Below are 12,220 nucleotides of genomic sequence, written 5' to 3' on the forward strand. Positions count from 1 at the left end.
TGTTAATAATAGTTTTCTCGTTTAGGTCTACTGGATACAGTGAAAGCTCCTGATTGGTCATTTTCATCCTGAGGCAATGCCCAGCCTTTAGGCGTTACTATTCCTTTTTGAATGTCCTTCAGTCTTTCAATGGCATCATCATAACGCTCTTTTGCTAATTCCAAATCAGTGGCAACATTACAGATGTTTATAAAATGCCATTTGGCAATATCTTTTAGCCATGTTCTAAGGTTGGCGTATGTCTTACGGTCGTCACTGGTCATGATTGCATCAAGGTCAAATCTTGATAAATAGCCAAATGCTTCACTTATTGCCGTGTCAATTGCTTCAGCTAAACTTTCTTCGTTACCATCGGAAATAGCTTCGATAGTTCCGCTGTACATGTGCGTGTAAAAATCTTCAGGTGTTATTAGTCCCATATTATGCGATACGTTTAGAGCCGTTTTGGCTGGTTGATATAGTTTGAATGTTATCTGCGTTGTGAATGCTTTTGTTATTGATTACCCATACAGCTCCTTCTACTGCATCGGGAGCATCGTCATGAGCTGAACTACCAGCTTCGATAGCTAAAAATTGTTCTTCCAGCCTTTGCATGTGCAGGCTTTCTTTTTCCTTTTCATTAAGCCATAGCTTTTCGTTTCGGTTCAATGGCTCTAATAGGGTTTCAATCCGAGTGAATTTGTCAGCCTTTTTTCGCTGATCTCCTTTTAGTGGGATGATCTTTTTATCGTGCTCGCTGGAATACTCATAAAACTTGTTTATAAGCGTGTCTTGAATAAAATTGGCTTCCATCATGTAATAAACTGGCACACGGTCTGCAACCAATTCCGCTATCTGATAATGCCATTCAATCATATTGGCAGTAGTGGTCTGATCACAGAAGGCTTTAATAACATGGAATTCGTCTTTCCATCTTCCTACCAAGACAGTTGCTTTAAAGTCGTTTTTCTTGGAATCTTTAAATGAAGGGTCAGTATAGCACACCAGCCATTTGTATTGTGATAATGGCGGTAATTTTTTATAGTTCATCTCCTTGAATACCGTCCCTTCTGAAATGGGGTTATTGAAGTATTCTTTCTGAGCTGAAGCATAAGAAATCAATGAGAGAATTTTGTCAATATCTTCTTCACTGTTTTTTGCTAACCATGAGCTTTTACCATTCTTATCCCTAATATTTACCTGATGTACATAGTCAGCCAATTTCTCACAAAGCGAAACGACACATACTTTTGCGATCTTGTTCCCACACACTATGATCCGATAATTGCCCGAAACGGATACCGTTGGGATTAATGCTTCTTGAATCCATTTGAATTTTTCAATGATCCTGCGTGGGTTTCTGCATTCTTCATCTGTATCAATATCATCGATCAGGATGCAATCAACCCTAAAATTTTCATTACGTGTACCACGAGGCGATTGACCTGCACCCAATGCACGAAAGCTCACACCGCTTTTGGTTGTAAATTCGCCGTCCGTCCATGATCCTAACTTCTCCTGAGTTCCATAGTCATTTATCAGGCGTTGGTTGCATTCAAGACTTAATTTGTATGGCATCAATAAACGAACAGCGTTATCGAAGCTGTTGGAAACAAGAAGTATGTTCCTTAGTTCTTTTCTTACTAAAACCAAGTATAACACGATCAACATCACTGAGGTAGATTTTGCCAATTCACGAGCCCACATTAAAAGCTCAAACCATCTTTTGTTTTTGATCAGCCTTCGAAACGTTTTTAAATGGAATGGTGCAAAATCCGCTTTACAGAAATTCGGGAAATAGTACTTCATCCACTCCACTTCATTCCCTTCTTTTTCTAAGCGAGCGATCCGCTTTTGTTTTTGCGTTGGAGTTTCATGGATGTCAATGGGTGTCGCTTGCCTCATTTCTTTGGCAAAGTCCTCCCATTTTATGGATATCTGTTTGTTTGTAAACTTTTGTGCTGCCATTATCTTAAAAGCGTTTTAATATATCCATCAAAATCCTCTGTAAGTGCTTTAGCTTTGTCTAAGTCAATACCTCTGTAATGACTGATCATTTTGGTTGCAACATCAAATACCTCTGATGCGGAAACATCCGTTTCAAGCTTCTTAATGTTTTGGATCAATGTGTCTCGGATATAGGCTTGTTCTTTTGTTGCATATCCTCTACCACCAGTTGCAATCTCAGTGTTTAGAATTTCCAGCTCATCCATCATCTGTCTAAGTTGATCCTCCCTAGTCATCATGATGCTCTTTTTTGCTTGTTCCCAATTATCCTCGTTTGACCATTTACTGATTGTTCCTTCAGTAATCTGAAGCCGTCTGGAAATCTCCTTTTGGGTTAATTTTTCACGGATGAAAAGAAGTTTTGCATGTTCCCTTTTCTCCTGAAGTTCTGCTTTGCTAAGTCTATTTTTTGCCATAAAAACCGTGTTAACTGGTCAAAAATGGCACTTATATATAGGGGTAAAAAATCGGAAAATTAAAAGCTGGCAATAATTACAGGCTTTTACTGCACAGGGTGTTAGCATTCAAAAAGGCGATTTTTTTGACTGTTTTTGTCGATGTAGGTTTGTGCCAACAATAGCGAAAAAGACAGATGTTAAAAGCGACAAAACGGCTAATAATTTTAAGTGAACAGGTCAACAAATATGGCTTCAGGGCTTTGGTTGAAGGCGTTGACTTAGCACAATACGAAAGAAACCCAATCTTACTTTGGATGCACTATCGTGCTTTTGGGAAAAAGAATGAAGTGATCCTTCCTTTGGGCAACGTCATTGAACTGAAGATAGAAACCATTGACGGTATTGGTAAATGCTTGACAGGTTTGCCAGTCTTTGATGATACGGACGATTTTGCCGTGTCTATTTACAATAAATATGAGAACGGTACACTTCGTATGGGTTCGGCTGGTTTGCTTCCTGTCGAATGGTCATCCGATGAAACTCTGATCATTCAGGGGCAAAGAGGTGAAACCTTAGCAAGGTCTATCCTCGAAGAAGTCAGTATTGCCGATATAGGTGCAGATAATAATGCCTTATCCATCGCTTTGTATGATTCCAATCATACTCGTATCGAACTCTCATCCAGCGACACGAGTGCTGTAATCCCATTGCTTATCAATAATAAAAAATCACATATGGAAAAAATCGAATTGTCAGCTGCAAAGGCAGCAGCGATATTGGGAACTGATGTGAAGTCAGTTGACCAATTTGAAACAAAGGTGATGGAAGTAGTTCAATTGGCTGCATCCCAAAAAAACGAAATCGACAACCTTAAAAATCAAAATCAAGCCTTACAAAAGAAGGTTGATGATGCTGAAAAAATTCAGCTGTCATCCAAAGTGGAAACGTTAGTTCAAGGTGCAGTAGACGACCGAAAAATCACTGCTGACGAAAAACCACATTTCGTGACTTTGGCAATGACTGATTATGATTCAGTTGCAAATATTTTGGGAGGCAAACAAGGTGCGCCAACAGTACAGAGCCAAATCCAAACAAAGAAGGAAGCCAAGGTAAGTCTTTACGCAAACAAGACATGGGAACAATTGGATCAGGAAGGCTTATTGATCAAGCTTAAATCTGATGATCCTAATTTGTTCAAAGAGCTTTTTAAAGCTGAGTTTGACAAAGAGTACGAAGGTTAAACCACAAATCAATCAGTAATTAACAAACTTTTAAAACCCCTTTAAAACTATTTAAAATCAAATGAGAAATTTAGAATTCAAACCGCTTAACCTGTTATACAATGTGTTGGTTGTGGCGTTGTTGTTTGCCTTGATAGGTGTGAACATTGTTTATTCCGTTCCTGTAGGTATTGTCTCGGGTATTGTTTTGGGATTCGTCAAATCTCCTGAAGCTGCATTGTTTATGGCTATCCAAAAAGAGATTTGGACAAAGGACATCCAAAACAACCTGTACAAGAACAATACTTTCCTTAATTCATTCTCAAAGGCTGACAAGGAAAACATCAACGGTACAACAGTACACATTCCACAAGCTGGCAGGGCTGGCGATGTGGTCAAAAACAGAAGTTCATTACCAGCAACCGTTAAGACCCGTACAGATATTCCGACATCGTATGAAATTAATGAGTACACTTCTGATCCGATCTTGATTCCTAATGCAGATACTGTTGAGCTTTCTTATGATAAACGTCAATCGGTTCTACAGGATGAACAGGCGAACCTAAATCAAAATGTTGCTGAGGACGTATTATTGTCTACGGTTACGGCTTCCATTGGAACAACAACCAATCTTCCAGCAACTAGTATTTTGCCTACTGAAGGTAGTGCCGTTGCTCCAACAGCTCCAACAGCAGTTGCAAATGTAAAGGCTTACAGTCTGAAGGATTTGCAACGTGGTAGATCATTCTTTATCCGTCAAGGCACATGGCGTGAAGGTCACATGTATGCAGTAATTACGGCTGAAGCTGAGGCGCAAATGTTCCCTGCTGACAGTCAAGTTACAGCTACTTACATGGCAAGCGTAACAGAAGAGGAACGCCGTAATGGTGTCATGTACAAAGCCCAGGGCTTTAAGATTTTCACACGTTCAACAGTGTTATTGTTGAATGCAGCTGGTGCGTTCAAACCTTTGACTGCTGAAGCTGCTACAACCGATGTGGAAGGAATTCTTTTGTACAACGGCAATAACGTTGAATTTGCCTTAGGTGATATCAAATTCTTTGAAAACCTAAACGATGCAACTTACTACGGTGATATTTATTCATTCTTGGTTCGTGCTGGAGCAAGGGCAAAACGTGAAAAATTTGAAGGTGTTTGTGTGGTAAAACAAGTGCCAGCAGAATAATTAATCAACCAAACCAATAGCGGGGACGCTTCGTGCGACCCGCTTCTAATCCTTAGCAAATGGAGCAACTAATAGAATCGCTTTTGATTCCTCTCATTACTAGCATCGCTGGGGCTTTTTCAGGTTGGTTTTTTGGAAGACGTAAACAAACAGCTGAAGCCGTCCAGAGCGAATTAGAATCAGTTGAAAAGGCGGTTGCTATTTGGCGTGAAATAGCTCAGGATTTAAAAAAGGAGCTGGCAGAGCAAAGTTTACAGATTCAAAATCTACAGCTGGAAATAGGAACGCTCAGACGTGATAATGCAAGGCTTTTGAGTGAGTTGAAGCAAATAAAGAAAGTACAGAAGGAACAAGGTTATGATAGCACAAATTAACAGAACCATTAAAACGGATAAACAGACACTAGGTGAATTTATCCTGAAAGATGATAAAGGAACGGTACTGATGAAGTGTAAAACGTTGGAGCTTCCGTGGAGGAACAATGAGTTTCAAAAGTCGTGTATTCCTTCAGGAACATACAATGTTGTTCCTCGCACATCTCCAAAGTTTTCTAAGCATTACCACATTTTGGATGTGCCTAACAGGACTTATATCCTGATCCACACTGGAAATTATCACACTCAAATATTAGGGTGCATCCTTGTAGGTTCGGAATTTAAGGACATCAATGGTGATGGTAGCCTTGATGTGACATCCAGCAGAATAACGTTAGACAGAATTTTAAAACTTGCCCCAAAAGGCTTTAAACTAATTGTAGCATGAAAGGAAGAATTTCGACTATAAAACTAAAGATTGCAGTTTTCGCAATCGTGGCAATCATTGCTATGTGTATCGGATGCAAAAGCAAACAAGCCATTACAATTCCCTCAACCAAAACGGTTGAAGTAGAAAAGCTGGTCACAAAAACAGTCCGTGATACGGTCATCGAGGTTGAAGCGGATAGCTCTTATTACAGGGCATGGATTGAATGTGTGAACAATAAACCTGTACTGAAGAATCCTATTTCAAGTGCTGGGAAAAATCAGTTGCAAGCTCCTAAAGTCAAATTGGACGATTTAGGACAATTGATGGTTGACTGTCAAACTGAGAATCTTGAATTACATGCTCGAATAGAAGAGCTGGTGACCGAAATGAACACTAAGGAAACTCAGTATGTAAATGTTCCAGTCGAGCGAGAATTAACCTTCTTTCAAAAAGTATTTATCAATCTAGGCAAAATATTCGGAGTGATCCTTTTGGGATTTGTCGGATATGGTGCTTTCAAACTGTATAAAAAGATTTATGGCAGATAATAAGAAAAAATTTGAGCAAGAAGCCAAGGCGTTTTTTGCCAATCAAAAGAACAGTAATAAAAACACCTGTTACATCACTTCTGATGGCAATGTTTTCAGTGCAGATCATTATGCACAGGACTGGAAGAAAAAACTAAAGGATAGAACTGTTGAAGTTTATCATCGTCACAATCCTGTTAGCAAGATCATTGAAAAGATCAAAGAAACCCTTTCAGGAAGTGAAGGTTCAACAGGTTCGGAAAATGGATCTTCTCAAACCGATCGTGATGCTTTGGTAAAGGAATACATTGAGCTTTTTGATACCAAGCCACACCACAAATGGTCTGATGAAAAAGTCAAGGCTTTAATTGATGAAAAGAAAGCTGAATCAAATGATCCTGAAGGTTCGGACGATGTTGAAGGCACTGAAGAAACTACTTTGCCAAACGAGTAATTAACAAACTTTTAAAACCCTTTTAAAACTATTTAAAATCATGTTTAGAGACGAAGTAAGCTATGATATGGAGATTGACGGCTTTAAGATTGCCGACATTCCAGCAGATGGTGGTTTAGCGACTGCCTTCACATCCCCAGGGAAAGTTCATGAAGATACAATTGAAATCACTCAGGCTGATCCGACCGAAAATGCATTTTATGCACAAGGTGAATCCACTCCACTAGAAACCTCATTAAAAGCTGGTCTTAGAACTGGTGTAGCAAACCTTATCAAAGTCACTGCTGAGGTTGGAGCTGATCTATTGGGAGGAGCTGTAGTTGCTGGTCAGTACCATGCTCCTTCAGGCACGCCAAACATCGAAAAGGCTATTCAGATCATTGATGGCAAAGGTATGCCTTATACATATCCTCGTTGTCGTATCAATGCTAAGGTTATCGGTCGTTTCCGTGTTGGTGAGCCTAATCACATTGAATTGCGCTGGACGGTATTGCAACCTAAAAAGGCTGGGATTGCTCCTGAGATCATCGGTGTATTAGATGCTGGATAAGTATGGAGGCAGCTACTGAAATACAGGCAGCACAGACCATATTAGAAGAAGGGGTCAGGTTAGATATCCCTGCCCCCTTTTTTTTAAGGCTGTTCCGAATCAAAACGATTCCGCTTGTTCTACACGATCCAACTGCATCTGTCTGTTTGCGTATAACAAAACTTCGTTTGCAGATGGGGGTAACTGATGTTGACTTTGAGCAGATGAGTGTTGAAGATGGTCTAAAGTATAGGGTAAATCATGGGTTTACGGTCGGTCGCATTCTCGCTATTGGCATTTTACGAGGTCGGAAAAGAAATTGGCTGGCTGGAAAATGGCTGGCAAAGCAATTATTAAAACATTATCCTTTTTCCGTTCTCTTGAACATCATGCATATCATCACGCTTGGAGGGCTAGAGGATTTTATGAATACTATCGGATTGTTAGAGGGGATGAGACTGACGAAACCAAACGATCCGAGCCAAAGAAAAAGTCAGAGGAGTTAAAGACCGTTGGTCTACATAGCCTTTGGGGAACAATTATAACAGCACAAAAAGAAACTGGATGCAGTTGGGATGAAATACTTTATAAAAGAAGCTGGATCAATATCAGAATGATGCTGGCTGATGCTCCAAGAGTACAGCGTTCCAGCGGTAAAAAGAAACAAAAATTAAAGGGCTTCGATGAGCTACCAAATACTAAACAATGAGTGACGGACAATTAGATATAGAATTTAGATTTAATACGCCTGAAGCTAAGCGTGAAACGGATGATATCCGCAAGGGTGTCAAATCTGTCAACGATGAGGCTAAGGGCGGTAATGCTCCGCTGAAAGAACGTGAAGGTATTTTGGAGCGTTTGCGGAGACGTATGGCTGAACTGAAGAATGAAGCTGAAAAGGCTAATTCCGTTATGTCGGTTGCTTCCATAAACAAAGAGCTTCAGCGTTATGAGCAGGAGCTTGTGCGTGTCGGTCGGGCTGGTCGGGCTGGTTTTGATTCTCATGGGAATGCGATGCTTTCTAATGAGGGCATTTTACAGCGTTTGTACCGTGCAGCCCAGCTTTACGAAAAGGGAATGTTGGAAGCGACTAATCCAGCTAATTTGGAAAAGTACAGCCAAAAGCTTGGTTTGATCAATTCCGAAATATCAAAGCTTACAAAAGGGCAAAACATCGGTGGTTCTTGGAACGGTCTGCAAAATTCCGTCAATCAGTTAACTAGGGAATTGCCAGCCATGACATACGGCTTTCAGACGTTTGCGATGGCAATATCAAACAACCTTCCAATTTTCGCTGATGAAATCATTAGGGTAAAAAAGGAGAACGAAGCTCTTATAGCATCGGGTAAAAAAGGTAAATCGGTCTGGAAGGAATTGGGATCAGCTTTACTTAGCTGGCAAACGGCTATGATGGTCGGTATTGTCCTGATGACAACCTATGGAAAGGAAATCGGTCAATGGATCAAAGGTCTATTTAATGCTAAGAAAGAAATCAATGCTTTGGAGGAAGCGAATAAAGCCCTTCATAATTCTTTAGCTGGTACGGAATACACTACAGCTGTACAAAACGTGAAAAGGCTTGAAATAGCAGTCGATTTGGCTAAAAAAGGTTTTGTGTCCAAAAAGGCTGTTGTACAGGAGTACAATAAAACCATTGGGAAAACTACAGGTGAAGTTAAAACCCTCCACGATGTTGAAAGCTTCCTAATCGACAATGCACAAAACTATGTCAAAATGACGATGTACAAAGCAGCTGCTAACATCGCATTACAGGAGGCAGCTAAAGGAGCTTATGAAGCTGAGCAAGCTAGAATAAAAACCGCTGAAGAATCTTTGACTGGCTGGCAAAAATTTGTTGATGGTCTGAACAGAATGCCTGGACTTGGTGGTCCCGGAATGAGGTACGATGTTGATCAAGTTGATGCGCAAGCTAAAAAGGATATGGAGCGAATGGGGAATGCAACCCGTGATGCTGCAATCGCTGAAGCTAAGAAAACTGAGGATGCACAAACCAAAATTGCTGACAACTTTCTTAAAAAAGCATCTGAGATAGCTGGTAAGATGGGTATATCTGTTTTCGGTGATGATCCTAAAAAAGTTAATACAACCGCCATAGAAAACGCCTACAAGCGTATTGTCAATATCAGAAAGGAAGCCCTTGAAAAAATTCAGGAAATTGATGCTGAATACAGGGTTAAGTCATTTGAAAATGATCAACAGGAGATTGAGGCATTAAAGCAAAAGTTTGCTGATCTCAGACGTGTGCTTCAGGACGAAAATAAAAAGATTGCTGAGTACAATGCCAAAAACAAAAAATCTCCGATTGATTTAATTGACGTTTCTGCTGTTGATCCTATTGAGCAAAGGGCAATGAGTGACCTGAGGTATAGGCATGAAACGAATAAGCTTTCAGAATCATTGAATGAGCGTAAAAAGCTGGTTCAGGAATATGAGGAATTTAAAACTTCATCGAGTGAAAAGGAAGCTGATAAGCGTTTTGCTTCTGAACTATCCAAGATAAAAAACTATTACCGTGATGTAACTGGTGAAATAAATGCGCTTCAGGGTAAACAGTACACGGTTGGATTGACAGGAGCTGAGACGGAACGGTTAAATAAGCTTTTAGAGCTTTTAAAGGAATACAACCAAAGTAAGCAAGCTTTGGAGGATAAAGCCTTTTTAGAATCGTTTAATCTTACCAAAACATACGGTGATAAACTTGCAGACATCAATGAAAAATACCAAAGGCTGTACAAAGCACAAGGTGAGCAAATGTCTGAAGAAAAGAAAGAACTTCTAAAACAGGCTAGACAGGATGAAATTGACCAGTTGAACGAAACTGAAGCTAGGAAAAACCGAATCCTGATCCAAGCAGCTAAACAGCAATTAGTCATCACAACTGCTGGTATTCGTGCGCAAATCAAAGTTATAAAAGACTTGTTAGCTCGTGAAGATTTAACACCACAATTCCGCAATGAACTTGAATCAGCATTAACAAATGCTCAATCAACTGCCAAACTTGGTGCTAGAGCTGCAACGCTCGCAAATCTTCAAAAGCAATACAGAAAGCTGGCTGATGAGTTGGTACGTTTAAAAAAGGTTGGAGCGAGTGCAGAGGAAATTAAAGCGGTCAATGATAAGCTTCAGGAAACTCAGGAGGAAATTGACCAAATCAATCAAGATGGTTTGAGCAATATGCTTCAGCTTCTTCAGAGGATAGCGTTTTCAGTTAGCCAACTTGGTGAAAGTCTTTCAAATTTAGGTGATGCGTTTGGAAACAGCCTAATTAGCAATGCTGGTCAATTTCTTTCAGGCTTGGCTAATGGTATTGATAATTTATCAGTTGCTTTTGACAAGAATGCAACCAGTTCCGAAAAATATGCAGCTGCTATAAGTTCAGCTGTAGACCTGATCAGTATGGTGGCAAATGCAGCTGCTGAAAGAAAACAAGCTGAAGAAGAATATTACAGGGCAATTATTGATTTACAACGTGAATACAATCTAAGCCTGAATGATCAAATCCGTTTGCAATCCCAATTAGGTGAAAGCATCTATCTGAAGGATTATGTAGGCAGGATGAAGGATGGCATGTTAGCTGCTGAAGATGCGATCAAAAATTATCAAAAAGCAGTCATTGAGCTATCCCAAAAAGGGAAAATAAGCAAAGGTTTAGAAAATGCCGTTGATTGGAAAAATATTGGTTCGGGAGCGGTAAGCGGTGCTGTTATTGGTGCTACTATTGGTTCAGTTTTACCAGTCATTGGTACGCTGATCGGGGGTGCTGTTGGTGCTGTTGTAGGTTTCTTTACTGGTTTATTTGGGGGAAAAAAGAAAAAGCCTAAGTATGAGGATTTATACACCAATCTTCCAAAAGAGGTTGCGGATGTGCTGACATCGTCAGAGCCACAAGATTTAAGAGATGTAAAAGCTTTGCTTACGTCTTTGAACAATGATAAGGCGGTCGATGCGAACACCAAGCAAATGATTGAGGGTGTTCTTGAATGGATTGAAAAGATTGAGGAAGCTAGAGCGCAAATAAAAGAGGTAGTTCAGGAGCTTACAGGATCATTAGGCTCTGATATGCGGAACAACCTTGTCGAATATTTTAAGCAAGGTGAATCGGCTGCTTTAGCAATGGGTAAAACCGTTAACAAGGTTTTGGAAGATATGATGTCACAGCTCTTATTCTCCAAAGCATTTGACGAAATCTTTAAACAATTTGAAGATCAATTGACAGACACTTTACTATTTGGCGAGGAAGGTGATGTAATTGATGTTTTTGCTCAGTTTCTGAAGGATGCTGGTTCAGCTGGTGAGAATTATTACAAGTGGATGGAAGCAGCTAAGGAAGCAGCTAAACAGCAAGGTTTGGACATCTTCAATACAACCAGTTCTTCTAACTCTTTAGCGACTTCAGGTATTGAACGTATCTCAGAGCAAACAGGTACGGAACTCATGGGGATCAACCGTGCTGACTATGATCTGAACAAACAAAAGTATCAGCTAATCCAAAAATCCTTAGACTTCATTCAAAGCACCTACAGAACACTTGTGCAAAGTTTAAAAGTTCAGGAAGAAATTAGAGATAATACGGCAAATACCGTGACTGAGTTAAAGAATGCAGTTACAGAGCTGAAGGCAATTAATACCAATACGAAAGGGGGCAAATATGGCGGTTAGTGTCCTGATAAATGGATTTGATCTAAGGGATGCCTTTGGGGTTTATCTTGAAGATGGTGGGTTGCAAGTTTTTGAAATCCCACCAATTCCTAAAGAACCTTTTTTCAATGAATGGTCTGATCAGAATGGGCGTGACTATGATACGGAATCACCTGTAGTTTATCAAACCCAAACTTTTGAAGTTCCGTTTCTGATTACGGCTTCTAATATGGTTGATTACCGAAAGCAGAAAAAGGACTTTTTGTCTCTGATAGACTTTAACGGTGAATTTGACCTGCAAGTAATTGATTGGGGTGAAGCGTTCCGATTGAGGTACAAAGGAGTAGCATCTTGGAGCTTTATCAATGTCGATCTAGGTTCATCTACTTCAGCTCGTTTTGTGTTACGCTTGGAATGCAATCACAACAAAGGGTACATATTCAAATACCTTGTGGACAATTCAGGAAGATACATTGTGATCAATAATAAAAAAATGATGGTTAAAACAAGTTACTAA

Annotated in this window: 13 protein-coding genes; 10 read left to right on the forward strand and 3 right to left on the reverse strand. The window is 39.9% G+C overall.

The features are described from left to right. Window positions 1-2: 2 nt before the first annotated feature. From LKO28_RS00960 to LKO28_RS00970, 3 genes are read right to left on the reverse strand one after another with little or no spacing between them, the layout of a single operon-like run. Window positions 3-419 carry a phage protein Gp36 family protein gene (locus LKO28_RS00960; protein ID WP_227692642.1) on the reverse strand — a complete coding sequence of 139 codons (417 nt, stop codon included), beginning with the start codon at window positions 417-419 and terminating at the stop codon, window positions 3-5. Window position 420: 1 nt separating this feature from the next. Next, window positions 421-1,947: a hypothetical protein gene (locus LKO28_RS00965; RefSeq protein WP_227692643.1), complete on the reverse strand. Its 1,527-nt coding sequence runs from the start codon at window positions 1,945-1,947 to the stop codon at window positions 421-423. Further along, window positions 1,947-2,402, reverse strand: a complete 456-nt coding sequence (locus LKO28_RS00970) for a terminase gpP N-terminus-related DNA-binding protein (protein ID WP_138090393.1) — start codon at window positions 2,400-2,402, stop codon at window positions 1,947-1,949. The genes LKO28_RS00965 and LKO28_RS00970 overlap by 1 nt, the downstream gene beginning before the upstream one ends. A gap of 176 nt (window positions 2,403-2,578) precedes the next feature. On the opposite strand from LKO28_RS00970, the gene LKO28_RS00975 reads away from it, so the two are divergent. The 10 genes from LKO28_RS00975 (at window position 2,579) to LKO28_RS01020 (ending at window position 12,220) form a co-directional block, all read left to right on the forward strand. Next, window positions 2,579-3,625 (forward strand): hypothetical protein, encoded by a 1,047-nt coding sequence (locus tag LKO28_RS00975; protein ID WP_227692644.1) that lies wholly within the window; start codon window positions 2,579-2,581, stop codon window positions 3,623-3,625. 61 nt (window positions 3,626-3,686) lie between these two features. Beyond that, a complete protein-coding gene (locus LKO28_RS00980) occupies window positions 3,687-4,790 on the forward strand; it encodes a hypothetical protein (protein ID WP_227692645.1) in 1,104 nt (367 codons plus the stop codon). A gap of 59 nt (window positions 4,791-4,849) precedes the next feature. Further along, the gene (locus LKO28_RS00985; protein ID WP_227692646.1) at window positions 4,850-5,164 is read left to right on the forward strand and encodes a hypothetical protein; all 315 of its coding nucleotides are present in this window, start codon (window positions 4,850-4,852) and stop codon (window positions 5,162-5,164) included. After that, complete coding sequence (locus LKO28_RS00990; protein WP_227692647.1) at window positions 5,148-5,552, forward strand: DUF5675 family protein; 405 nt, start codon at window positions 5,148-5,150, stop codon at window positions 5,550-5,552. Before LKO28_RS00985 ends, LKO28_RS00990 begins: the two co-directional genes overlap by 17 nt. Further along, window positions 5,549-6,082 carry a hypothetical protein gene (locus tag LKO28_RS00995; protein WP_227692648.1) on the forward strand — a complete coding sequence of 178 codons (534 nt, stop codon included), beginning with the start codon at window positions 5,549-5,551 and terminating at the stop codon, window positions 6,080-6,082. The genes LKO28_RS00990 and LKO28_RS00995 overlap by 4 nt, the downstream gene beginning before the upstream one ends. Then, a complete protein-coding gene (locus LKO28_RS01000; RefSeq protein WP_227692649.1) occupies window positions 6,072-6,515 on the forward strand; it encodes a hypothetical protein in 444 nt (147 codons plus the stop codon). Before LKO28_RS00995 ends, LKO28_RS01000 begins: the two co-directional genes overlap by 11 nt. 40 nt (window positions 6,516-6,555) lie before the next feature. Continuing rightward, complete coding sequence (locus tag LKO28_RS01005) at window positions 6,556-7,065, forward strand: hypothetical protein (RefSeq protein ID WP_227692650.1); 510 nt, start codon at window positions 6,556-6,558, stop codon at window positions 7,063-7,065. A 2-nt stretch (window positions 7,066-7,067) separates the two neighbouring features. Next, window positions 7,068-7,550 carry a hypothetical protein gene (locus tag LKO28_RS01010; RefSeq protein ID WP_227692651.1) on the forward strand — a complete coding sequence of 161 codons (483 nt, stop codon included), beginning with the start codon at window positions 7,068-7,070 and terminating at the stop codon, window positions 7,548-7,550. A gap of 199 nt (window positions 7,551-7,749) precedes the next feature. Further along, window positions 7,750-11,724: a hypothetical protein gene (locus tag LKO28_RS01015; RefSeq protein WP_227692652.1), complete on the forward strand. Its 3,975-nt coding sequence runs from the start codon at window positions 7,750-7,752 to the stop codon at window positions 11,722-11,724. Further along, complete coding sequence (locus LKO28_RS01020) at window positions 11,714-12,220, forward strand: hypothetical protein (protein WP_227692653.1); 507 nt, start codon at window positions 11,714-11,716, stop codon at window positions 12,218-12,220. Before LKO28_RS01015 ends, LKO28_RS01020 begins: the two co-directional genes overlap by 11 nt.

Origin of the sequence: Sphingobacterium sp. FBM7-1 (assembly GCF_020687765.1) — a bacterium.
Lineage (GTDB): Bacteria > Bacteroidota > Bacteroidia > Sphingobacteriales > Sphingobacteriaceae > Sphingobacterium.